Genomic DNA, 23,282 nt, shown 5'->3' on the forward strand with positions numbered 1-23,282 from the left:
GACAAAAAAATTAATACCCAACGCCAGTGCAATCCCTTTAAATAATTTGCAATTTCCACATCTGAAGCACCATGAACACAATCCCAATGTCAAAAAGCCAGTGTTAGCTGGCTTTTTGACATTAGGATTCAACATCAGTGATTAATCAACTTTAAATCTAAAGCTAAATCTTGATTTCTATTAACGTCAATGTGTTTTTTCAATATGCTATTGGCTATTTCTTTGGCTTCTGCCAAAGAATGCATAGTGTAAGTACCGCATTGGTATTCATTTAGTTCTGGAATTTGATTTTGGTTTTGAACACCCAATACATCTTCCATAGATGCCTGCCAAGCTTGGGCAACGGCTTTTTCATCGGGCGTGCCAATAACACTCATATAAAACCCTGTCCGGCAACCCATGGGGGAAATATCGATAATTTCGACACCTTGTCCATTTAAATGATTTCTCATGAACCCAGCAAATAAGTGCTCTAAGGTGTGTATGCCTTTTTCAGGCAATATCTGGTGATTTGGCACACAAAAGCGCAAATCAAAAACAGTGATGTCATCACCACTGGGGGTGCGCATATTTTTAGCAATACGCACAGCAGGTGCATGCATGCGGGTGTGGTCGACAGTGAAGCTATCCAGTAATGGCATGTGTAATTCCTCCAATATTCAAAATTAGCCCAATGCTTTGCGCGCAGCGGCAAACAAACGATACCAACCTGACAGTTCTGGCCAATCTGTTGGTGCCCAGCTCATTTGCTTGGTTTGATACACGCGCTCAGGGTGCGGCATCATAATCGTAATACGTCCATCGTTATTGGTAACACCGGCGATACCCGAAGGGGAACCATTTGGGTTTAAGGGATAGGTTTCTGTAACTTGATTTTGACCATCCACATACTGTAATGCGATGGCTAAATCGGCATTGTCTAGATCATCCTCGTGATGACTAAAATCAGCACGACCTTCACCATGGCTTACTACAACAGGGAGACTACTGCCAACCATCTCGGCCAAGATCAGAGATGGCGATTGAGGAATGGTGACCATGCTCAGGCGTGCTTCAAATTGCTCCGAGAGATTCCGTTTAAACCGAGGCCAATGAGCAGTTCCGGGCATAATTGCGGCCAAGTTACTGAGCATTTGACAACCATTACATACGCCCAAACTCAGCGTATTGGGATTGGCAAAGAAAGCAGTGAATTGGTCACGCAATGTAGGATGAAACAAGATACTTTTGGCCCAGCCTTCTCCTGCGCCCAATACATCACCATAACTGAAACCGCCACAAGCAGCCAGCATCTTAAAATCGGCCAGCTGAACGCGGCCACTCATCAAGTCACTCATGTGCACATCGTAAGCATCAAATCCAGCTTGGGTAAAGGCAGCCGCCATCTCTACTTGCCCGTTAACCCCTTGTTCACGCAAGATGGCAATTTTTGGCGCCACGCCACGATTGATATACGGAGCAGCTATATCTTCATGAATATCAAACGACAATTGTGCAAACAGTCCGCTACGTTTGTCATCGCTTAAGAGAGACAGTTCGCTATCTGCACAGGACGGATTGTCCCGCAATCGCTGAATATGATGACTGGTTTCGCTCCATGCTCTTTGTAAATCAATACGCGCTTCATTGAGCAATACGGTATTGCCATTGTGAATCATCAGTCGATCAGTATTATTGATATAACCTAAAACAAATACGGCGTCAGACAGACCAGCATCAGCAAAGGCTGCCTGAACGGCATCCAAATGATCGTTTTCAATTTGAATGACGGCGCCTAATTCTTCATTAAACAGCGTACGCACTGCGGCATCATGAAGCTTGACATTGGTGGAGCGGGTTACGGTTTGCTCAATCAAAGCAGCAATGTCCACATTAACACCCACATGGCTGGCAAACATCATTTCCGCAAGGGTCGTCAATAATCCACCATCACTGCGGTCATGATAAGCAAGCAAGCGATGCTCATCTAGCAGGCTTTGAATAACTTGAAAGAAACCAGTCAATAGCGAAGGCTGATCTAAATCAGGTGCAGTTCCATTAATGTTTTTCCACACCTGGCCAGCCACACTACCACCCATACGGCCTAAACCTAAACCCAAATCAATGGCCAGCAAAGTGCTGTTTGGATTGTGCTGCAAAACGGGTGTTGCCGTTTTACGCACGTCAGTTACGGGGGCAAAAGCGGTGATGATGGCGGAAAGCGGAGAAGTTACTGATTTCGCGGTATTTTGATCTGCCCACACCGTTTTCATTGACAAAGAATCTTTTCCCACAGGAATACTCAAATTTAGCTGCTGGCAAATTTCCGATACCGCTTGCACTGTATGATAAAGGCTTGCATCTTCACCCTGATTGCCGCATGCAGCCATCCAGTTGGCGGACAACTTAATTAACCCCATGTCGCCAATATGAGTGGCAGCGATGTTGGTAATGGCCTCACCAATGGCCATACGCCCAGATGCCGGGCCTGACAGCAAAGCCAATGGTGATTTTTCACCCATTGACATAGCCTCGCCCAGATGGGTATTAAAGCCCATCATCGTGACAGCCACATCGGCCACTGGCGTTTGGAAGCGCCCCACCATTTGATCTCGGTGGGTTAAGCCGCCCACGCTACGGTCACCAATGGTAATTAAGAATTGTTTGCTGGCCACAGTAGGGAGACGCAAAACCCGATAAGCAGTTTCTCGTATGTCTATTTTACTGCCATCAAAAGGGAGTTCCGGGGCTGGTAAGGTTTGGTCTATGCGCGTGGTTTTTGGGGGTTTTCCCAACAATACATTGAGTGGCATATCGACTGGCGTGTTGTGAAATAGATCATCACGCACTTGCAGATGACCATCATCAGTAGCCGTACCCACCACTGCAAACGGACAACGTTCACGAGCACAAATAGCACGAAACGTTTCTAAATTTTCAGGCAGCACGGATAAAACATAGCGCTCTTGAGATTCATTACACCAAATTTGCAAAGGTGTCAGCCCGTGTTCTTCCAATGGCACCTGGCGCAATTCAAACACCGCGCCGCGTCCAGCATCATTTACCAATTCAGGGAATGCATTAGATAGGCCGCCCGCACCTACGTCGTGAATAGAGACAATTGGATTGTCCTCACCCAATTGCCAGCATCGATCAATAACTTCTTGTGCCCGACGCTCAATCTCAGGATTGCCGCGTTGTACCGAATCAAAATCCAAATCAGCACTGTTCGCCCCAGTAGCCATGCTGGAAGCAGCACCGCCACCCAAGCCAATCAACAAACCAGGGCCACCCAATTGAATCAGCAAAGCACCTTCTGGAATGATGTCCTTGTGGGTTTGACTTGCTTGAATATTGCCCAAGCCACCTGCAATCATAATGGGTTTGTGAAAACCGCGCATTTGACCATCAAACATCTCTTCAAAAGTTCGGAAATAACCCAAGAGGTTGGGGCGGCCAAATTCATTATTGAACGCGGCGCCACCAATGGGCCCATCTACCATAATGTCTAAAGCGCTGCTGATGCGCTCTGGTTTGCCATATTGTGCTTGCGTTGCCGAATACTGTTCCCAAGGTTGTGTCGCATCAGGCAGATTCAAGTTGGATACACTGAATCCAGTGAGACCCGCTTTCGGACGGGCGCCTTTGCCTGTAGCGCCTTCATCACGAATTTCACCACCAGCGCCAGTTGCAGCACCCGCAAAAGGTGCAATAGCGGTGGGGTGGTTGTGGGTCTCAACTTTCATTAAGATATGGGTTGTTTCTTCATTGAAGCGGTATCCCTGCTGTTGCGAAGCCTGCGGATAAAACCGTGCGATCTGAGTGCCTTCAATAATAGAAGCGTTGTCTTTGTAGGCAACAACAGTACCTTCAGGATGAGCCAAATGGGTATCCCGAATCATTCCAAACAGTGATTTTGGCTGTGCCACACCATCAATGATGAAGTCCGCATTGAAAATTTTGTGACGACAATGCTCAGAATTGGCTTGTGCAAACATCATCAGTTCGACATCAGTGGGATTGCGCCCCATGGCTTGATAATGGGTTACCAAATAATCAATTTCATCTTCAGACAAAGCCAAGCCCATTTCGCCATTGGCCTTTACCAGTGCAGTGCTGCCAGCACCTAGAATATCCACGCCGCTAAAAGTTTGTGCTTCTGCGCGCTCAAAAAGGGCGGAAGCAGAAGCCAACTCATCCAATACACTTTCTGTCATGCGATCATGCAGCAAATCCGACCAAGTTGCCCGTTCGTGCTCATCTAGCTCATCTGCAAACACATAACCAATCCCTCTTTCAATGCGAAATACATCAGTTAAGCCGCAGTTATGGGCGATATCAGTGGCTTTGGATGCCCAAGGAGAAATTGTACCCAATCGAGGTACCACCAAAAAAGTAGTGGCTTCTTGTCCAGAGGCGTCCTCTGCGGTCAACAGCTCTTTCAGCTTTTGGGTATCACTTTCTGATAAAGGGTGTTTTACCGAAATAAAATACCAATAGTGACTGGATAGCGCGACATCCTGTTTGAGTCCCAGTTTTGCAGCACGTTGGCGTAATTTTTCAATACGGAAAGGAGATAGGGCGATTTCGCCACATAAAGACAGCACAGCGGTCATGATGAGTGAGGCTTTTTGTGTGTGGTTTGACGATGGGCGCATTTTACGCGAAATTACTGCAGCATGCTTGGCAATTTGGTATGTACTTCAAATGCACCAAGGTAAGCTCATAGTTGTTGATCAATATTGGCATTTGAGTTTGTAAGCATAATATGATAATTTTAAATCAATGAATTACCATAATATAACCATGGCACTTTTGGGGAGACCAACATGAAAAAAATCGAAGCAATCATCAAACCCTTCAAATTGGATGATGTGCGTGAGGCTTTGGCTGAAGCCAGTATCACAGGCATGACCGTAACCGAAGTGAAGGGCTTTGGCCGTCAAAAAGGGCACACTGAAATCTATCGTGGGGCAGAATATGCTGTGGATTTTTTACCAAAGGTAAAATTAGAAATGATTGTGGGTAATGATCAAGTTGATCGAGCTGTTGAGGTTATTGTGAAAGCAGCACATTCAGGTAAAATTGGCGATGGCAAAATTTTTGTTTTACCAGTTGAAGAAGCCATCCGCATTCGCACAGGCGAACGCAACGAAGAAGCTATCTAAATATTATGTAGATTGAGCAGCAGCGGTGAGGATATGCTGCAATTGTTGATTATACTGCATTGAGCGCCTGCCAATAATGCTCAGCTTGCCGCAGATAATGCATCGATTTAAGGCTGCCTGAATTGTTATTTCAGGCAGCCTTAATGCAATGAATTTTCTTTGAGTGATGACGATTTGGGCATTGAATATACATGACACACAATAAGTCATAAATCGTTCAATAGATTTCCAAATATTAGATCAACTTACTGGCGATGCAAATACTTAGAAAACAGAACAAGTTTGCGCATATTATTTTTTCCACGTACAATTATCGGTTTTCCAACCTTGCCTTTTACTTTTCGCATGGTAAAAGGATTGATTAGCCACAAGGAGTAAGCATGCGTCATTACGAAATCGTGTTTATCGTACACCCGGACCAAAGCGAACAGGTTGGTGCCATGGTGGAACGTTACAAAGCCATGGTAACCGATGCCAATGGCACTATTCACCGTTTGGAAGATTGGGGTCGTCGTCAACTGGCCTATCCCATCAATAAAATTCACAAAGCACATTATGTGTTGATGAATGTGGAAACCACGCCTGAAGTGATTGAAGAAATCGAAACTGCGTTCCGCTTCAACGACGCCGTATTGCGCCATTTGACTGTAAAAATGCATGCTGCAGTGACTGAACCTTCTCCTATGATGAAAGAAGAAAAGTCAAAGAATCTGCTGGCTGGCAACACAGCTCCGGCTGCAGAAACGGCTGAAGCCTAATAGGCAACAGTTTGAATAACCAAGTTTGCTTAAGTGCTGAAATAAAAAGTCTGGATGACTTGCGTTATACCCCAGCAGGGTTGCCCATTTTGCAGATGTGGCTTAGTCACGAATCATGGCAAACGGAGTTGGGCGAACGCTATTTAGCCAAGATGGAAATTCAGGCAAAGGCACTCGGTGACATGGCTTTAAACTGGCCGTATCGGCAAGGGACAATGATTGAGATCATTGGCTTTATCGCCCAAAAAGGCGTACGAAATCCGCGACCGATACTGCACATACAACAAATTAATGAATATAAAGGTTAAACGACATGGCTCGTCAATCATTTAAACGCAGAAAATTCTGCCGCTTTACCGTGGAAGGCATCAAACAAGTTGATTATAAAGCAGTAGACTTGTTGAAAGACTTTATTGCTGAAAATGGTAAAATTATCCCGGCTCGAATTACCGGCACCAAAACCCATTACCAACGCCAGCTGTCTACTGCTGTGAAACGCGCACGTTTCTTGGCTTTGCTGCCGTACACCGATCAACATAAATAATTTAAGGAATAGACGACATGCAGATTATTTTGTTAGAAAAAGTCGGTGGTTTGGGTAACTTGGGCGACGTCGTTAACGTAAAAAACGGTTATGCCCGTAATTACTTGATCCCATCTGGCCACGCACAACGCGCTACTGCGGCTAATTTGGCCCAGTTTGAAGAAAAACGTGCCGAATACGAAGCACACCAAGCTGCTGTTTTGGCTGATGCTGAAGCACGCAAAGAAAAATTGGATGGCCAAACCATTACCGTGGCACAAAAAGCTGGGGTGGATGGTCGTTTGTTTGGTTCAGTTACCACCAACGACATTGCTGAAGCCATTCAGGCTGCTGGCGTAGAAGTAGCCAAAGCCAATGTTCGTTTGCCAAATGGCCCGTTGAAAGCCGTTGGTGAATACGAAATCGAAGTGGCTTTGCACAGCGACGCAGTGGCCAGCATCACTGTAGCTGTGGTACCTGCTGCTGAATAATTCAGTATTACTTTGAATTTCAGGCTGCCTTTTCAGGCAGCCTTTTCTTTTATGGTTAGTCTGAATTTGATACACTGATTGCCTTTGTGATCAAAATGAAAAATACAAAATGAAATACATGATCAGTATGGTTGCGGTACTGGGTTTGGCTGCCTGTCAAAGCACAAATCGCTTACCTGAAATGCCGCTTAAACCAACGGCCACTCATTCGCAAACATCATCTCCTGCAATTACTGATCGCGGCACCGACTTATTGAGCCGCGGTGATGTACAACGTTTCATTCAAAATGAAGCCCGAAAAGGCCACTACTCACGAGCACAATTAGAAAGTTTTTTCAGTAATGTAGCCTATAAACCGGGAATTTTGGACGTCATGGACAAACCCGGAACGTCTCAGCCTTGGTACACATTTTGGGCCAACAATGCCAGCAGCAATCGGGTCAGCAGAGGCAATGCTTTTATGCAGCAAAACGCCGCTATACTACAGGCAGTATCGGACCGCTATGGCGTGCCTGTTGAATTGATTACTGCCATTGTAGGCATCGAAACCAATTATGGTACCAGTATGGGATCTTATCGGGTGGCTGATGCACTCACCACGTTAGGGTTCCATTACCCGCGCCGCGCTGACTATTTCCAGCAAGAATTGGGCCAATTCTTACAACTGGCTTATGAAGAAAAACAAGACCCTATGAGCTTTAAAGGCAGTTTTGCCGGCGCCATGGGCATGCCCCAATTCATGCCTTCTAGTTGGCGTCAATGGGCGGTAGACTGGGATGGTGACGGCCACCGGGATATCTGGCGGAATGTGGGAGACACGGCCGCATCTGTGGCTAATTATATGAAACAACACGGCTGGCGCAGTGGCCAACCGGTTGCGGTACCGGTGGCATTGAACATAACACCGCAGTTGCAAGCTGCGATTGATGAAAAAACAGCATTGAAATACAGCGCGGGTCAGCTGCGCTCCTTGGGCGTGGTGATTCCCGAACGCGTTAGCAATGGCGAGAAAGGCGTGTTATATCGTTTAGAAAGTTCGCCCGGAATCTATGAATATTGGTTCGGCTTAAACAATTTTTATGCTATCTGGCAATATAACCATAGCCGTTTGTATGTGGCGGCCGTGCGCCAAATTGCGAATGGTGTGAATAATGGGGCCGCCAATCTATAGTCAGTGTGCCGATGCAGTGATCATAAGCCCAGCTGACTTCAGGCAACCTAAATCATTTAAAGGTTAAGCGATGCATCCTTCTTTAAGCGCTAGGCCGTTTCCCCGAGTGTTGACCATTGCCGGTTCAGATTCGGGGGGCGGAGCGGGGATTCAAGCTGATTTGAAAACCATTTCTGCTTTGGGTGCTTATGGTGCAAGCGTCATTACCGCCATTACGGCTCAAAATACCGTAGGTGTTCAAGCAGTAGAAGCCATGTCGCCATCCTTAATTCGAGCACAATGCGAATCTGTTTTCAGTGATATACACATTAATGCTGTGAAAATCGGCATGCTTCCGGATGTTGCCAGCATTAGCGTGGTAGCCGAAGTATTGCAACAGCACCAGCCTTCATTTGTGGTGCTGGATCCTGTTTTGATTGCCACTTCTGGGGATCTATTGGCTTTGGAAGACACCATTACAGCGATGATTGCACTGCTTTTGCCCTTGGCTGATGTCATCACCCCAAATTTATCTGAATTAGCGACCCTGACTCAACAATCAGTCGCAGGTACCGAGTTAATAATGCGAAAGCAGGGTGAAGTGCTCATGAATGCCGGAGCCAAGGCAGTATTGCTTAAAGGAGGGCACTGGGACAATCAAGACGAGGCCATTGATTGGTTATTGACACGAGATTTAGACCCACAATGCTTTTGCAGTCCACGGGTGCACACCCATCATACCCATGGCACAGGCTGCACTTTGTCTTCTGCCATTGCGGCCTTGCGCCCACAGCACCATGATTTATCATCTGCAGTAGGTGCAGCCAAAAGCTATGTGCACAACGCAATTGACGCAAGCCAGTATTGGCATTTGGGTCACGGAAGTGGCCCGTTGGCACATTTTTGGCGCTTTTTTTCAGATTAGTTGCCTGAAGTTGTCTCTACAGTTTGCGAGCATGTCTGCAAAACCTGCTTTTATGGAAAAATATCTTGCAATTATTTGTTTTGTAACAATAAAATAATCAACAAGACGAAAATTAAAAAGGAGTAGGTGCATGACTCATCCATGGATGTGGGCAATATTGTTGCTCAGCAGTGGTATTTGGGCAAAGCCGATTGTTACCGTAGAAGGAGAGCAGACAGAACAACAAAGCCATTGTTTCAAGGGTATCAAACAATCCGATAATTGCTCCCAATTCCGTGTTCAGTTGCCCCAATACAATTCAGCCTGGCTTAACCAAAAAATACAACATGATACCCGCCAATCGTTAGGCGATAAAACACGCCATCATACCCAATCATTGCGACAACTATTGCAAGCCGCAGCACGCCATCATACAGGCATCAGTAACGGCTACGTTTATACCCAACAAGTCAATATCACCATAAAACCACAAGGAGCCAATGAACGTTGGGCAGCCTATACGCTGATTCATGATGAATACAATAAAGGTGCTGCCCATGGGAGCACGGTATTGCTCGAAAGAGTGTGGGACGTGCAAGCCAAGAAGCCTGTTGTACTAACCGACATTTTGATTAACAGCCAGGCACAAAAACGATTATTTCAATTGGCTTACGATGCTGCCATGGCAGATTTTGTGCACGATGGAGACTTGAGTGAAGATGAAGCCAAGGCGCAATTGGATGGTGAAATGTTTCATTTTCAGCTCACTCATAATTGGCGCCCTGTAAAAGGTGGATTGGTGCTGGTATATCAGCAATACGAAATTGCACCTTACGCCTATGGCACACCTACCTTATTTATTTCTGCTGAAGATTTAAGCGACATTGTGAAACCCGCATTCCTAGCATATCTGCAACATTGGCCGGTAACACGAAGTGAAATAGGAGTGAAAGATTAAATTTCAGTTGATGCTAAGTTAAACCGATGTGCATTGGAACTTCAATTGGAAAATTTTCCGAATACGCACAAGAAATGTTAATACACAGAGAAACAAAAAATGACAGAACTTGCAATAGTATTTGCCATATTGCTAGCAATAATACTTGCCATATTAATGGCTGTATTTGTATTTGCGAGCAGCAATAATAGTGAAAATGAAGATACAAAAAGAAGTGAACCAGAAATATGGCCGTTTTACAAAACTAGGCTAATGACAGTACCAGAACAAAAATTATACTGGAAATTAAAAAGAGCCTTGCCGCACCTAATAGTATTGGCACAAGTACAGGCAAGCAGAACAATAAGGGTAAAAAATGGACATAGTTTTAAATATTGGTTCAATCGAATAAACAGAACAAGTTATGACTTTGTTATATGCAACAAAAACAGTTTCCCTTTGGCCGTAATAGAACTAGACGACAGCAGCCACGACAACGAAAAAAGACAAGCTGATGACAATCGGAAAAACAAAGCACTGGAAGGCGCAAAGTTAAAACTATTTCGCTGGAGAATGAACGAAATACCAGATGAAAATGCAATAAGGGAAATATTCAAAACCTTAGAAATAAATAGTTCACCAATGTGAAGTATTTTCAGGCAGCCGCTTTTATCGGCGCTGATTGTCTATTTCGCATAATGTATATTATGTTAAATTATCTATCTATTTTTCAGGCAGCCCTAGACTACCTGAAACTGTGCTAGTTTATATATTCAAAATTATTGGTTGTGCCAACGTTGCTCTGATTCTTTAATCACAGCTTTTGCTTCCTCAATGTCTCCCCAATTAACCACTTGTGTGCTACCTGCTTTTTTCAAGTCTTTATAATGATTAAAATGAAACTCAATTTGTTTAATCAATTGTGGGGGCAAATCAGCTAAAGTTTGAATGGCATTCCCGTTGTTTCGGTCATCTGCAGGTACCACAACCACTTTGTCGTCCACTTCACCATCATCAACAAATTTCATCACGCCGATTACGCGGGCTTGTAAATAAATTCCAGTACTTAAAGGCTGATCCGTAATAATCAACGCGTCCAATTCATCGCCATCTTCATCCAATGTTTGTGGGATAAAGCCATAGTTCGTAGGCTTAGCAAAAATAATAGGCTCAACACGATCCAATTTCATCGCACCTAATTTACGGTCCCATTCAATTTTGTGGTTGGATCCCTCTGGAATCTCAACGACCACATTAATCAGGCCATTCGCTACATCACCTGCGTCCAAAATTTGATTGAAATCTGCCATGGTTTTGTCCTTCGTGTATTGAAAACACTCTTATTGTAAACAAAGCGTTCGAAATTGCCCAATGCTTTGTGTTGCGTAGTGCCATATCATGGCGTCAAAATAAACTTAAATTCATGAGCTTGTTGTAATCCATCTGTTGCCCTCTTGCCAACTTTAAAATGGCATGGGATAGTGTGTCACGGTCATTCATTTCATTCGATTCAAAAACAAGCAATAGCCTTACTTAAAAATAAAGTGGCCTTGATGGCAGTGCTGTACAACACAAACTAGCCCAAACCAAAATCAGTATGTAAAAGGAACATGGAATGCAAAAGCGTCCTTTAATTGGGATGCCATGCGATATTAAACGCATCGGCAAGTGGGATTTTCATGCGGTAGGTGATAAATACATACAAGCGGTGCAACATGCTGTTGGTGATGTTATTTTATTGCCAGCGTTGGCCGACCAAACTACGCTGGCGCGTCTTCTGCCGCTGCTAGATGGTTTGTTTCTCACTGGTGCATACTCAAATATTGAACCTCATCACTATGGGGAAGGTGCATCTCGAGATGGAACCCTGCATGATCCGGCACGCGATGGCACGACCCTACCATTGATACACACAGTTTTGGAGATGGGCATGCCTTTGATGGGGGTTTGTCGCGGTTTTCAAGAGATCAATGTGGCATTGGGCGGTACTTTGCATCAGCATATACAAGAATTGCCCGGTCACTTGGACCACAGGGAGCCCGATGCACCCATTGAAGTGCAATATGGAGATGCCCATCCGATTCGTATTTTGGATAACACCTTACTTAAGAATTGGTTGCATACCGATACAGTTATGGTGAATTCCTTGCATCAGCAAGGTGTTAAGGATTTGGCTTCAGGACTTACGATTGAAGCCGTGGCACCCGATGGCATTATTGAAGCATTTCGTATTGATCATGCCCGGCTCTTTGGTTATGCCGTGCAATGGCATCCGGAATGGCAATATGATCAAAAAGCCCCTTCCATCGCTATTTTTAATGCCTATCGCGAGGCTTGTGAAAGCTATCACAAACTCAAGCAAGTAGAATAAACAACACCCTCAAACCCAAAGGTGATTTATGTATGATGATATTTTTGAATGGCTTAAAGAACATGGTATTACTGAAGTAGAATGTATTCTGCCCGATATTACAGGCGTTGCGCGCGGCAAAATTATTCCCAAAGATAAATTTATTTCCGAACCTGACATGAGGCTGCCTGAAGCCGTATTGCTGCAAACGGTCACAGGCGAATATCCGGAAACAGACATGTTGGACGAAACCGACTCTGACATGGAACTGAAACCAGATGCCGCTACATTGCGTTATGTTCCTTGGGCACAGGATCCCACTGCCTCACTGATTTTTGATTGTTTCACGCCAGATGGTTTACCAGTAGAAACTGCACCGCGTAATGTGCTCAAACGCATCCTAAAATTATACGAAAACATGGGATTGGCGCCAATAGTGGCCCCAGAAATGGAATTCTACCTAATTTCCCCCAATCCCGATCCCGATATTCCCCTCAAACCACCTGTTGGACGCACCGGACGCAGCGAATTTGGACGGCGCTCATACGCCATCGACGCAGTGAATGAATTTGATCCTTTGTTTGAGGAAATTTACGATTATTGCCATGCCCAAAATTTGGAAGTAGACACATTGATTCATGAAATTGGTGCAGCGCAAATGGAGATTAATTTTCTGCATGGCAATGCGTTAGAGCTCGCTGACCAAGTGTTTTTGTTTAAGCGAACGGTTCGCGAAGCGGCTTTTCACCACAAAATGTATGCCACTTTCATGGCCAAACCCATGGAAGGCGAGCCAGGCAGCGCGATGCATATCCATCAAAGCCTTACCGATGTGAATACCGGAAACAATGCCTTCAGCAATGAAGATGGTTCTCCTTCAGAACTATTTTTCTACTTTATCGGCGGGCTACAAAAATACTTGCCATTAACCATGCCCTTTTTTGCGCCATATGTGAATTCATTCCGTCGTTTGACCCGTTACACGGCGGCGCCCACCAACGTGGAATGGGGTTACGACAATCGCACTGTTGGTTTACGTGTGCCCCGCTCTTCCCCAAAAGGCCGGCGCATTGAAAACCGATTGGCAGGCGTCGATGTGAATCCGTATTTGGCCATCGCTTGTTCTTTGGCCTGTGGCTATTTGGGGATTAAAGAAAAATTACAACCCAATGCCCCGATGACCACCAATGGCTATGCCTTACCTTACCAATTCCCTACCACATTAGAGGAATCTATCGAAAGATTGCGCGGTTGTGAGCCTTTCCATGACATCATGGGTAAGCGCTTTGTGGAAATGTATATTGCGGTTAAAGAACAGGAAGTATCTGAATATTTCCGGGTTATTAGCCCGTGGGAACGCAAATTCTTACTGTTGCATGTGTAGTCTAAGATGGTTATGGCTGCCTTTAATCGGTTGCCTGAAAAGCCCAGATCATCCAGAACACCACTTTAATTGAGGAGCGAATTCAATGAGTAAAAAAAATTACGGCAAACAAGACACCCAACATCATTTGCACCCTTTCTCCGATAATGCTGCATTGAAAAATGAAGGCGTGCGCGTCATGACACATGCCAAAGGAATCTATGTTTATGATGATGAAGGGAATAAAATCACAGATGGCATGGCTGGTTTGTGGTGTGTAAATATCGGCTATGGCCGCAAAGAATTGGCTAATGTAGCCAAAAAGCAAATGGAAACCCTTCCGTTTTACAATACTTTTTTTAAAACTACCCACCCCGCTGTGATTGAACTGACATCCAAACTCATGGAAATCACGCCCGAAGGCTTTAACCATGTGTTTTACACTGGTTCTGGCTCAGAATCAGTCGACACCATGATGCGGATGGTTCGCCATTATTGGTCTTCGATTGGCAAGCCAGAAAAAAAAGTCATCATCGGTCGCTGGAATGGCTACCACGGCTCCACGATTGGAGGCACAAGTTTGGGCGGGATGAAAAGTATGCATGAGCAAGGTGGTCTGCCCATTGCCAATGTAGTACACATCGAGCAGCCTTGGTATTACGGTCTGGCTCAAAATGATGAAAGTGTCGAAGCATTTGGTATTCGTGCCGCCAACTGGCTGGAAGACAAAATCAAAGAAATTGGTGCAGACAAAATTGCAGCATTTGTGGGTGAACCAATACAAGGAGCTGGAGGTGTCATTATTCCACCCAAAACCTATTGGCCACGTATTCAGGAACTTTGCCGCCAATATGATATTTTATTGGTTGCCGATGAAGTAATTTGTGGTTATGGCCGTACAGGTCATTGGTTTGGCCATGAAGCCTTCGGATTCCAACCCGATATTTTTACCACTGCAAAAGGGCTTTCCTCTGGCTACTTACCCATTGGCGCAGTGCTGGTCAATGACAAAGTGACTGATGGTTTGCTGGCCGGCGGCGAATTCAATCATGGCTTTACTTACAGTGGGCACCCTGTTTCTGCGGCAGTTGCCAAAGCCAATTTAGACATTCTGGATGAAGAAGGGGTTGTTAAAAAAGTCCATGATAAAACGGGCCCTTATATGAAACAGCGTTGGAAAGAAACTTTTAGCGGCTTTAAATACGTGGATGATGTACGCAGCGAAGGCTTGATGTGTGGCTTTACTCTGGTTAAAGACAAAAACACGCGCGAGTTATTTCCAAATCCTGGCGAAATGGGACTGATGTGTCGGGACATTTTCTTCAAAAATAATTTGATTATGCGCGCTTGTGGTGATCATATTGTGGCAGCACCTCCTTTGATCATCACCAAGAAAGAAATAGACAAAATGCTCGCTACGGCAGCAGAATGTTTACGCGAATTTGAAATAAAAGTTGATGCTCTCTTGGCTAAAAATGCAGTTGTAGAAGCCGAGTAAGCAATGTTTTAGGCCGCCATAGATTGATACCAAAGTATCGGTGTCATTGGCGGCTTTTCCTTTTGTGTCAAGCTTCCACACATGGGCTTCAGATTATTTGAATTTGAAGTCGTTGGATATTTGCTATTAGCGCGACTTTTGCAAATAGCTATTAATCTATACTCTCTTATCCATTTTCAAAACCGTTGGATTATAATTTCCCAATAGTCTGCTAATGATTTGACATTAGACAAAGATGATAACTGTGGTTGAATTTTGAAATTTTATTTATTTTCAGAGGTTTATTGAATGGGTAGTGTTGTTTTTCTTCAAATTGTTACCGTTATTTTTGCCCTATCCATCATCACCACTTTGATGAACAAGCGCATTTTTTCTATGCCACAGGCAATTGGCGTACCCATCGTTTCGGCCATATTGGTGTTCATTCTACAATGGGGTGTCAATCTCTTTGGGCACAATAGCTTCGTGCATGTTGATATAGAAGCTCTGCGCAAGGCGGTGCGACATGTGAATTTTTATGATTTTCTGGTCAATGGGGTAATCTGCTTTATTCTGACCTCATCAGCTTTGAAATTCAAAATCTCGGATTTACACCGATATTGGCGTCAAATTGTTATTTTGGCATCCTTAGCGCTCTTGCTGTGTGCGCTATTTTTTGGCGGCCTTTTGTATGGCTACCAGTATTTATTTGGGGAGCATGTCCCACTACTGATCTTGCTGTTATTGGGTTCTGCACTTGGGGCCACAGACCCCATTGGCATAAAAGGTGTACTCAACTCAGTCAAGGCCCCTCGACATTTAATGGTGAAGCTCGAGGGCGAATCTTTATTTAATGATGCCATGTGTATCGTGGTGTTTATGACTATTTTAAAATTTCTGAATGGCAGTCATATTTCTGTTGCGGGTATTTTGGAAAATTTCTTTTATGAAATCATCGTGGCTGTACTGATTGGCTTTGTGTTTGGTCTAATGGCTTTACGCTTGCTTAAAGGCAAACATGAGATGGAATCATTGATACTCACCACTGCTCTTTTGGCTTCTAGTTCTTATTTGGTCTCCTATTTTGCCCATGCATCTGGGCCTATTGCTTGTGTTGTGGGCGGGCTGATTGTGGGCAACAAATGGCAGGAAATTCTGCAAAAACAAGAAATTGATGAAATTAATAATTTTTGGCATGCAGTTGAGGGAATCATTAACTCTTTTTTATTCACTTTAATTGGGCTAGAGTTATTTTTAGTCGATATCAGCAAAACGCTGTTTTTAGGTGGTATAGCCGCATTTGTGTTGTTACACCTCAGCCGTTTTGCCGGCAATTTCCTTGCATTCAGTTTTTTCCCGAGAGTACGGCGCAAAAGTTATCACGGTAGCCTCACCATTTTGTCTTGGGGTGGTGTTCGTGGTGGCATTTCGTTGGCTTTGATTTTGGCCGTTGCCAATTTACCTGCTCTGCAAGCGTATAGCGATATCCTAATTGGGTATACTTTTATCTGCGTATTGCTATCAGGTGTAGTCTGTGGTTTAGGGTTGCCTGAAGTCATGAATGCCTATTATCACAATCCCGATGAGCCGAAAACCGGTTTTCGTGGCTGGTATCAACGGCAATGCCACAAATTTAATCGCAGCGGCGTGATGTATACCATTGAAGAACGGCAAGATGGCACGGAATTTATTTCTGTGTACAATCCAGTCGCCGTGGCTACCGCAGCGGCGGATGCTGAGCACGAAGTAACCTTAAGCCCTTCAGAAGTTCAAGCCAAAGTAGACAAATTGGAGAATCCAGATAATTTCTGAATTATGTCTGAGATGGTGATCCTCTGGAAAATGCAATATGTAGGCTGTTTATTACAACAGCCTACATATTAAATTTATTAAAAATCAAATACTAATTATTTCTCCCCAAGCATTTTCCTTTTTGGCTATTTACATGTTGCATGCAACATGTAAATATGCGGCCAAACCAAAACTAATACGCTTCCAAGCGACTTAAGATGTCTACACTGCCCCATTGCTTACGTTTGTGTGCTTCCTGCGTCACCAATAATTGCGCTGTATTGATAATGTGACAACGCATGGCCCAACCCGCACGCTCCACATCTGCCTGCTGAATGGCCTCATGCAGCGCCACGTGATCCTGATAGGTAGACAAACAATCTCTGGATTCGGGAATGGTGCTGCGTCCACTGAGCAAAACGGTGTTGCGGCAATCGTTGATGATTTGATTGGCTTTGCCATTGCCCACAATGGCCAAAATGGCCAAATGATAATCCCGGTCGGCCTCCAAGGTTCCTTGTACATCATTGGATTGTGCGCAAGCATAAAACTGAGCAAAGCATTGGTTTAATAGCAGTAATTGTGATTCAGTGCGCAGCATCGCTGCCTGTTTAGTGAGGGGCACTTCGAGCATCAGCCGTATTTGGAATGTTTCGATCAGTTGGTCCAGTGAAGACGACAAAATTCGGATACCCCGATTTTTCTCGATACGCACAAAACCGGCTTTTTCCAGCCATTGTGCGGCTTCGCGCACTGGCGTGCGAGAAATACCACCGAGTTTGAGTCCCAATTCGGTGGCGGAATAAAGCTGATTAGGCATCAGCTCATTGTCCAAAATGGCTTGGCGTAGATGGGCAAAAGCCTCTTCCGCTAGAGTTTTATTAGGTTGGATGGTTTTCATTCTGTTTATGAGTATTGTTTTAGGAGCAAAGGGTGAATCAGATTCATTATGCCATTATTGGCGGCGGCATCAACGGCTTGGCTGTGGCTCGCCAGATTTTACTGGATAAGCCACACGCTAGGGTAACCGTATTTGAAAAAGAAGCGGCAGTGGCCATGCACCAGTCAAGCCACAATTCTGGCGTGGTGCATGCGGGGCTGTATTATGAGCCGGGTAGCCTGAAAGCGCGTCTATGCCGACGTGGGGTTGAATTGGTTCGTGATTACTGCCTAACCAACCAGCTTCCCTATGATCAGTGTGGCAAGGTAGTGGTGGCGCTGGCGCACGAAGAAGAAGGCCGCTTGGAAAACATTTACCAACGCTCTATCGCCAATGAGGTGCCGGGTGTACGTATGTTGGAAGCTCAAGAGATCCAATCGGTTGAACCTAATTGTATTGGCGTTTCCGCCCTACACTCCCCTGAAACTGCCATTGTGTCCTATCAGATCATTGCCCAAACCATGGCCAACGAAATCATCAGCCGCGGCGGCGATGTTTTACTACAACAGTCAGTATATGCGCTCACACAAACACCCAATGGCATTGAGGTCAAACTGGAGAACAACCAAATACACCCAACTCGTTTTGACTATGCAGTTAGCTGCTGCGGCTTACAATCTGATCGGTTGGCTCAGCAATCCGGCGATGAAAAAACACCTCGAATTATTCCTTTTTTTGGACAATATTATGTCATTGATGCGACCGCCAGAAATGAAGTGAAAGGCTTGATTTACCCAGTACCCGACCCTCAATTTCCCTTTTTGGGCGTCCATTTCACCAAGCGTATTGATGGAGAAATGACCATTGGCCCCAACGCTTTTATTGCCTTTGGCCGTGAAGATTATGCAGGTGGCCATGTTAATCTCAAGGACATGTGGGATTACCTGTCTTATCCTGGCTTTTGGAAATTTGCTTTAAAAAATGGCGCCGCCACAATACGCGAAAGCAAAACTGTATTGAGTCCCGATTACTTTCTCAAAGAGGCTGCCAAATACGTACCGAAATTGCGGCACGTGGCTATTAAACCAGCTACCCGTGGTATCCGTGCACAAGCCATGAATGCCAATGGCCATCTCGAAGATGATTTTGTAATTCGTCAACAAGGCAATATCACACACATTCGCAATGCTCCATCGCCCGGCGCAACTTCATCAATGGCCATTGGGGAATACATCGTTCGCGAAATCATGAATCACTAACCCGAATCAATTTAAAAGCAATAAGTGCCTTCGGCACACCTACAAAAGACCAAGAAAGGAAACACCATGCAGCATTCAGTACCACCAATACATCAAGAGACCAAACAAGAAGCCGCACAACGCAATAAAAAAGTGGCAGCGGCTACCATCTTTGGATCCATGCTGGAATGGTATGATTTTTACTTATACGCCACCATGGCCTCCATCGTGTTTAGTCATGTTTTTTTCGACAATACCGACCCTACCGTTGCTGCTCTTTTGTCGTTTTCCACGTTCGCCATCGGTTTTGTGGCTAGGCCCATTGGTGGTATGTTTTTCGGATATTTTGGGGATCGGTTTGGCCGCAAAAAAATGCTGTTCATCACTTTTTGTCTGATGGGTATTTGTACTGCGTTGATTGGCCTGATTCCATCATACGATAGCATAGGCATAGTGGCCCCCATCCTATTGGTGATTATCCGCATTATTCAAGGTTTGGGCGCGGGTGCTGAGCTGGCTGGCGCAGCCGTAACCTCTTATGAGCATGCCGCACCAAATCGCAAAGGCCGCCAAGGTGCATGGCCAGCATTAGGCTTAAATTTGGGTCTATTGCTGTCATCATTGACCGTATGGTTGTTAACTTTAGGCGGTGATGAATTCCTTATCAATGGCGGTTGGCGCATCCCTTTTCTGCTGAGTATTATTCTGGTTGGTGTGGGCATGTGGGTACGGAAAAGCTTGCCTGAAACACCTGAATTCCAACACGAAGTGGTTGAAAAGCACCAAACCGTGCGTTTTCGCGATATTTTCAAAAACAATTTGAATGGTTTGGCTGTGGTGTTTTTCCTAGCCATTGGCTACAACGCCCTAAGCTATATTTTCAAAACATTCTCATTGGCGTATTTGACCCAATTCAAAGGGGTAACCGCACATGTGACTTCATTGTCGGTGACCATCGCCAGTTTGATTGCTATTTTTGCCGTACCATTATTTGGTTGGTTGTGTGATAAGTGGAGCAGCAAAACGGTGCTGATTATTGGCGGTGTATTATCAGTTTTATTTGCATACCCATTTATGGCTTTATTGGAAACTGGTGAAGCCAATATGGTGTATTTGACCATTGCCATCGGCACGGGTATCCTGGCACCCATGATGTTTGCCCCGCAAGGCTCGTTCTTGAGTCGCCAATTTCCCGTTAAAGTCCGCTCATCTGGCGTGGGCACCGGTCGTGAAATTGGCACCGCAGTGGCCGGTGGCTTGGCGCCTTTAGGCGGGCTGGCTATGGTGGCCAACTCACCCACCCACTCCACTACAGGCGTGGTGATTATTTTGGCGGTTGCTGCGGTGATTTTGGTCATTTCAGCCTTATTTGACCAAGGCCGAAAATACTCCCAACACAAAAATTAATCATTGGATATGACCTCAACCAACAGGCCACTTTGTGGCCTGTTGGTTGTTGGGGCGTACACGAGATTGATGTACAACATTCAGAAAAAACGAGCCAAGGCCACAGAAAAACGAAATGGGCAAGAATCCCCTCGCTTCTTATAATAAGCCATCCATTTTGTTGAGGAAGACAGCTACCATGACGGAACATGAACAACAATTGCGCATTGATTTGGCGGCATGCTTTCGCCTATTCGCCAAACTGGGCATGCATGAAGCCGTGGCCAACCATTTCAGCGCGGCGGTTTCTGAAGATGGCAAACAGTTTTTGCTCAACCCCAAGTGGGTACATTTCTCACGTATTAAAGCCAGTGATTTAGTACTGTTGGATTTTGATAAGTTGCCTGAAAATTTGGCCGACAAAATTGACCCTACCGCATGGTCTATTCATGGGCAAATTCATTTACAGCGCCCTGATATCAAGGTTGTATTGCACTTACACCCTGTTTACGCCACCACCATTTCCACTTTGGCCGACCCAACCATCTTACCGATTGAACAAAATACCGCACGCTATTTTAATCGGGTGGCTGTGGATACGCTTTATGGTGGTATGGCCGATACGTTGGCCGAAGGCAAACGCTTGGCTGGTCTGTTGGGCAATAAATCGCGACTGATGATGGGGAATCATGGCATATTGGTGGCAGGGAAAAAAATCGGTGAAGCATTCGATGACATGTATACCATAGAGCGCGCGTGTCAAATTTTGGTTCAGGCCTATGCCACGGGCCGACCAATACGTGTATTGGCCGATGAAGTAGCCGAAAAAACAGCACGCGATTGGGAAGGCATCAGTGATTTCTCACAAGCCCACTTCGAAGAAATGAAAACGGTGTTATACCAAGAGGACCCTTCTTTTGCAGATTAATGGCACCCTTTTAGGCTGTCTCAAGCCAGTCAGCCTAAATTTGCATAAAGCCTATTCCATACGGGGGATGTAATGGCTTCAACCCTGCACGTGGTGATACTCGATCAGGCTGCATTGCCACCACATGAGTTTCACTTTGAATTTCCACACACCATGGAAATTCATGCACATACTACACCGCGAATGCTTGCTGAACGTGTGGCGCGAGCCGATGTGATCATCAATGGTGGCATAGCCATGGATGCTGATTTGCTACGCCAAAACCCACAAATTAGGCTGATCGCGCTCGCATCAACTGGGTATGAACACATTGACGTTGCCGCCGCAAAAATGCAAGGCATCACAGTTTGTAATGTTAAAGGCTACGGCAGCGATAGCGTTGCCGAGCATGCCATGATGCTGATGTTGGCCGCCATGCGGCAATTGCCAGCATACCAAGCCGATGTGGCCGCAGGCCAATGGCAGCAAAGTCCTTTTTTCTGTTTTTTCGGGGCGCCGATGCATGACCTAAATCACAAAAACCTAGTGATTTTAGGGCGTGGCGGTATTGGTGAGTCGGTGGCAGCGCGGGCACGTGCATTTGGCATGAATATTATTTGGGCAGAACACAAAAACGCTGCTACATGTCGAACTGGTTATACTCCTTTTCATATAGCCTTAGCACAAGCTGATGTTTTGTCTCTTCATTGCCCCCTTACTGCAGACACTCATCATGTATTGGATAAATCTGCATTGGCCTTACTGCCCAACAGCGCGGTGATTGTCAATGTCGGCCGTGGGGCATTAATCGATGAGGCAGCCTTGCTTCATGCATTACAAAATAAGCTTCTGCGCGCCGCCGCCGTCGATGTGTTAGAAGAAGAGCCGCCCCATTCTGACAACCTGCTATTACAGGCAGCCCTGCCAAATCTCATCATAACCCCCCATGTGGCTTGGGCCAGTGCAGAGGCCATGCGCCGCTTATTTGACATGGTACAAGAAAATATCAATGCGTTTGTTCGGGGCGAGCCTCAAAATAGTGTGTGAGTATTTCTTTCATTCAAATTATCTAATAAATTAAAAATCCAGCTTGATTGATTCAAGCTGGATTTTTAAGCGTGGCTGCAAGCACGATTAGACCACCGCGGCAACGATGCCAGAAAGTCGCAGCATTGCCTGCGCCGACGCAACGGCAAAACAAGCAGGCAACCGAAGCAAAGAATCAACCAGCGAAGCGCAAGCGCCTAACACCTCTGAATTAAGCCGCGCCGCTAAGTGGCGTCGGCTTGAATGGTTTGTTGGGCACCGGACGGGAAAACCCGCACTTTGCGTACCTCATATACAAACTTTGGCGCATTAGCATATTGCAGCGCCCTTTCCCATAATGGATTAGTACGATCTTGGAGATTGTTAGCAAGGGCTTTAATCTCCGGTGGCGCATCATCTTTAAAGAAATTTTTATTTCCAGCATTCCTGTCATAGATAACACCTTGCAACTCAAATTTAAGTGGGATAATTCGTTTCGCCTTCTGCTGCTCAATGTCAGTGTATGCTGCTTCCCATGTTATGGCACGGGTCATCAGATAGTAACCACGCTCATCAAATTTTCCGTTTAATGTATAGTCAGAGCGAGGTGGATATTTGGGCTGAATTTTTCTCTTGTACAAGCCGCCTGCGATGAACCGAAAATGCATGGGGTCGGTGGACCTCTCATAGCGCCTAGAGTTAGTGACATCAACCCAGTGCCCTTTGGACTGCGCGAGATGTTTTTTTACAAGCAGAATGGCAAAAGCCTCTTCTGTGCTTGCGTATTCTCGATATATTTTGAGTAGTTTTTCGTCCATGTATCAACTCCCTGAAATCAATTAATTCTCCGGTGCTTAACGCCTGAATTAGCCCCCCAGCTCAAGCACAGTCAGGCGGCTATCCAATCCGACCTATCTTCCCTCTGCCGAGGCTTGCCTTTGGTGATTTAGGCCG

Annotated in this window: 22 protein-coding genes; 17 read left to right on the forward strand and 5 right to left on the reverse strand. The window is 45.3% G+C overall.

The window, feature by feature from the left end:
* Positions 1-134 precede the first annotated feature (134 nt).
* Both luxS and purL read right to left on the reverse strand, forming a co-directional pair.
* Entirely contained in the window at positions 135-641 is a 507-nt protein-coding gene (gene luxS, locus A2F46_RS03785) for an S-ribosylhomocysteine lyase (RefSeq protein WP_066566908.1), read from the reverse strand.
* A gap of 24 nt (positions 642-665) precedes the next feature.
* Positions 666-4,595, reverse strand: a complete 3,930-nt coding sequence (purL, locus tag A2F46_RS03790; RefSeq protein ID WP_066566910.1) for a phosphoribosylformylglycinamidine synthase — start codon at positions 4,593-4,595, stop codon at positions 666-668.
* Positions 4,596-4,808: 213 nt separating this feature from the next.
* Between purL and A2F46_RS03795 the strand changes: the two genes are divergently transcribed.
* The 9 genes from A2F46_RS03795 (at position 4,809) to A2F46_RS03835 (ending at position 10,558) form a co-directional block, all read left to right on the forward strand.
* Positions 4,809-5,147, forward strand: coding sequence for a P-II family nitrogen regulator (locus tag A2F46_RS03795; protein ID WP_066566913.1), 339 nt, complete (start codon positions 4,809-4,811; stop codon positions 5,145-5,147).
* Between the two features lie 380 nt (positions 5,148-5,527).
* Complete coding sequence (gene rpsF / locus A2F46_RS03800; RefSeq protein WP_066566919.1) at positions 5,528-5,905, forward strand: 30S ribosomal protein S6; 378 nt, start codon at positions 5,528-5,530, stop codon at positions 5,903-5,905.
* An 11-nt stretch (positions 5,906-5,916) separates the two neighbouring features.
* Positions 5,917-6,213: a primosomal replication protein N gene (priB, locus tag A2F46_RS03805; protein ID WP_066566921.1), complete on the forward strand. Its 297-nt coding sequence runs from the start codon at positions 5,917-5,919 to the stop codon at positions 6,211-6,213.
* A 5-nt stretch (positions 6,214-6,218) separates the two neighbouring features.
* A complete protein-coding gene (gene rpsR / locus A2F46_RS03810) occupies positions 6,219-6,449 on the forward strand; it encodes a 30S ribosomal protein S18 (RefSeq protein WP_066566924.1) in 231 nt (76 codons plus the stop codon).
* Between the two features lie 17 nt (positions 6,450-6,466).
* Positions 6,467-6,919 carry a 50S ribosomal protein L9 gene (rplI, locus tag A2F46_RS03815; protein WP_066566926.1) on the forward strand — a complete coding sequence of 151 codons (453 nt, stop codon included), beginning with the start codon at positions 6,467-6,469 and terminating at the stop codon, positions 6,917-6,919.
* Between the two features lie 109 nt (positions 6,920-7,028).
* The gene (mltB, locus tag A2F46_RS03820; protein WP_066566929.1) at positions 7,029-8,090 is read left to right on the forward strand and encodes a lytic murein transglycosylase B; all 1,062 of its coding nucleotides are present in this window, start codon (positions 7,029-7,031) and stop codon (positions 8,088-8,090) included.
* A gap of 70 nt (positions 8,091-8,160) precedes the next feature.
* On the forward strand, positions 8,161-8,994 hold the full coding sequence (gene thiD / locus A2F46_RS03825; protein WP_066566932.1) for a bifunctional hydroxymethylpyrimidine kinase/phosphomethylpyrimidine kinase: 834 nt from the start codon (positions 8,161-8,163) through the stop codon (positions 8,992-8,994).
* A gap of 130 nt (positions 8,995-9,124) precedes the next feature.
* Positions 9,125-9,931: an RsiV family protein gene (locus A2F46_RS03830; RefSeq protein ID WP_066566934.1), complete on the forward strand. Its 807-nt coding sequence runs from the start codon at positions 9,125-9,127 to the stop codon at positions 9,929-9,931.
* A 99-nt stretch (positions 9,932-10,030) separates the two neighbouring features.
* Positions 10,031-10,558 (forward strand): DUF2726 domain-containing protein, encoded by a 528-nt coding sequence (locus A2F46_RS03835; protein WP_082783561.1) that lies wholly within the window; start codon positions 10,031-10,033, stop codon positions 10,556-10,558.
* 131 nt (positions 10,559-10,689) lie between these two features.
* Here the strand turns inward: A2F46_RS03835 and A2F46_RS03840 are convergent, their stop codons facing one another.
* Positions 10,690-11,220 carry an inorganic diphosphatase gene (locus A2F46_RS03840; RefSeq protein WP_066566936.1) on the reverse strand — a complete coding sequence of 177 codons (531 nt, stop codon included), beginning with the start codon at positions 11,218-11,220 and terminating at the stop codon, positions 10,690-10,692.
* 305 nt (positions 11,221-11,525) lie between these two features.
* Here A2F46_RS03840 and A2F46_RS03845 point away from each other — a divergent pair, with 305 nt between their 5' ends.
* The 4 genes from A2F46_RS03845 to A2F46_RS03860 all read left to right on the forward strand — a co-directional run bounded on the left by A2F46_RS03845 (position 11,526) and on the right by A2F46_RS03860 (position 16,912).
* Positions 11,526-12,281 (forward strand): gamma-glutamyl-gamma-aminobutyrate hydrolase family protein, encoded by a 756-nt coding sequence (locus A2F46_RS03845; RefSeq protein ID WP_066566938.1) that lies wholly within the window; start codon positions 11,526-11,528, stop codon positions 12,279-12,281.
* 28 nt (positions 12,282-12,309) lie between these two features.
* Positions 12,310-13,644 (forward strand): glutamine synthetase family protein, encoded by a 1,335-nt coding sequence (locus tag A2F46_RS03850; protein ID WP_066566940.1) that lies wholly within the window; start codon positions 12,310-12,312, stop codon positions 13,642-13,644.
* An 85-nt stretch (positions 13,645-13,729) separates the two neighbouring features.
* Positions 13,730-15,121, forward strand: coding sequence for an aspartate aminotransferase family protein (locus A2F46_RS03855; RefSeq protein WP_066566942.1), 1,392 nt, complete (start codon positions 13,730-13,732; stop codon positions 15,119-15,121).
* Between the two features lie 288 nt (positions 15,122-15,409).
* Entirely contained in the window at positions 15,410-16,912 is a 1,503-nt protein-coding gene (locus tag A2F46_RS03860) for a sodium:proton antiporter (protein ID WP_066566951.1), read from the forward strand.
* 172 nt (positions 16,913-17,084) lie between these two features.
* Here A2F46_RS03860 and A2F46_RS03865 read toward each other — a convergent pair whose 3' ends face one another.
* A complete protein-coding gene (locus tag A2F46_RS03865) occupies positions 17,085-17,792 on the reverse strand; it encodes a GntR family transcriptional regulator (protein WP_066566953.1) in 708 nt (235 codons plus the stop codon).
* 32 nt (positions 17,793-17,824) lie between these two features.
* On the opposite strand from A2F46_RS03865, the gene lhgO reads away from it, so the two are divergent.
* From lhgO to A2F46_RS03885, 4 genes are all read left to right on the forward strand, one after another.
* Positions 17,825-19,030 carry an L-2-hydroxyglutarate oxidase gene (gene lhgO / locus A2F46_RS03870; protein ID WP_066566955.1) on the forward strand — a complete coding sequence of 402 codons (1,206 nt, stop codon included), beginning with the start codon at positions 17,825-17,827 and terminating at the stop codon, positions 19,028-19,030.
* 66 nt (positions 19,031-19,096) lie between these two features.
* Complete coding sequence (locus tag A2F46_RS03875; protein WP_066566958.1) at positions 19,097-20,416, forward strand: MFS transporter; 1,320 nt, start codon at positions 19,097-19,099, stop codon at positions 20,414-20,416.
* Between the two features lie 178 nt (positions 20,417-20,594).
* The gene (locus A2F46_RS03880; protein WP_066566961.1) at positions 20,595-21,323 is read left to right on the forward strand and encodes a class II aldolase and adducin N-terminal domain-containing protein; all 729 of its coding nucleotides are present in this window, start codon (positions 20,595-20,597) and stop codon (positions 21,321-21,323) included.
* A 72-nt stretch (positions 21,324-21,395) separates the two neighbouring features.
* Entirely contained in the window at positions 21,396-22,349 is a 954-nt protein-coding gene (locus tag A2F46_RS03885; protein ID WP_066566964.1) for a D-2-hydroxyacid dehydrogenase, read from the forward strand.
* Between the two features lie 224 nt (positions 22,350-22,573).
* Here A2F46_RS03885 and A2F46_RS03890 read toward each other — a convergent pair whose 3' ends face one another.
* Positions 22,574-23,146, reverse strand: a complete 573-nt coding sequence (locus tag A2F46_RS03890; protein WP_066566967.1) for a hypothetical protein — start codon at positions 23,144-23,146, stop codon at positions 22,574-22,576.
* Positions 23,147-23,282 lie beyond the last annotated feature (136 nt).

Source organism: Snodgrassella sp. CFCC 13594 (assembly GCF_001590725.1).
Classification (GTDB): domain Bacteria; phylum Pseudomonadota; class Gammaproteobacteria; order Burkholderiales; family Neisseriaceae; genus Snodgrassella.

Bases quoted from the DNA above. Each gene is read 5' to 3' on its own strand.
- A2F46_RS03885 (WP_066566964.1), top strand. From the start codon at position 21,396: ATGGCTTCAACCCTGCACGTGGTGATACTCGATCAGGCTGCATTGCCA.
- A2F46_RS03860 (WP_066566951.1), top strand. From the start codon at position 15,410: ATGGGTAGTGTTGTTTTTCTTCAAATTGTTACCGTTATTTTTGCCCTA.
- purL (WP_066566910.1), bottom strand. From the start codon at position 4,595: ATGACCGCTGTGCTGTCTTTATGTGGCGAAATCGCCCTATCTCCTTTC.
- A2F46_RS03875 (WP_066566958.1), top strand. From the start codon at position 19,097: ATGCAGCATTCAGTACCACCAATACATCAAGAGACCAAACAAGAAGCC.
- A2F46_RS03830 (WP_066566934.1), top strand. From the start codon at position 9,125: ATGACTCATCCATGGATGTGGGCAATATTGTTGCTCAGCAGTGGTATT.
- luxS (WP_066566908.1), bottom strand. From the start codon at position 641: ATGCCATTACTGGATAGCTTCACTGTCGACCACACCCGCATGCATGCA.
- rpsF (WP_066566919.1), top strand. From the start codon at position 5,528: ATGCGTCATTACGAAATCGTGTTTATCGTACACCCGGACCAAAGCGAA.
- thiD (WP_066566932.1), top strand. From the start codon at position 8,161: ATGCATCCTTCTTTAAGCGCTAGGCCGTTTCCCCGAGTGTTGACCATT.
- A2F46_RS03890 (WP_066566967.1), bottom strand. From the start codon at position 23,146: ATGGACGAAAAACTACTCAAAATATATCGAGAATACGCAAGCACAGAA.
- A2F46_RS03855 (WP_066566942.1), top strand. From the start codon at position 13,730: ATGAGTAAAAAAAATTACGGCAAACAAGACACCCAACATCATTTGCAC.
- A2F46_RS03845 (WP_066566938.1), top strand. From the start codon at position 11,526: ATGCAAAAGCGTCCTTTAATTGGGATGCCATGCGATATTAAACGCATC.
- mltB (WP_066566929.1), top strand. From the start codon at position 7,029: ATGAAATACATGATCAGTATGGTTGCGGTACTGGGTTTGGCTGCCTGT.
- A2F46_RS03835 (WP_082783561.1), top strand. From the start codon at position 10,031: ATGACAGAACTTGCAATAGTATTTGCCATATTGCTAGCAATAATACTT.
- rpsR (WP_066566924.1), top strand. From the start codon at position 6,219: ATGGCTCGTCAATCATTTAAACGCAGAAAATTCTGCCGCTTTACCGTG.
- A2F46_RS03795 (WP_066566913.1), top strand. From the start codon at position 4,809: ATGAAAAAAATCGAAGCAATCATCAAACCCTTCAAATTGGATGATGTG.
- A2F46_RS03865 (WP_066566953.1), bottom strand. From the start codon at position 17,792: ATGAAAACCATCCAACCTAATAAAACTCTAGCGGAAGAGGCTTTTGCC.
- rplI (WP_066566926.1), top strand. From the start codon at position 6,467: ATGCAGATTATTTTGTTAGAAAAAGTCGGTGGTTTGGGTAACTTGGGC.
- A2F46_RS03840 (WP_066566936.1), bottom strand. From the start codon at position 11,220: ATGGCAGATTTCAATCAAATTTTGGACGCAGGTGATGTAGCGAATGGC.
- A2F46_RS03880 (WP_066566961.1), top strand. From the start codon at position 20,595: ATGACGGAACATGAACAACAATTGCGCATTGATTTGGCGGCATGCTTT.
- A2F46_RS03850 (WP_066566940.1), top strand. From the start codon at position 12,310: ATGTATGATGATATTTTTGAATGGCTTAAAGAACATGGTATTACTGAA.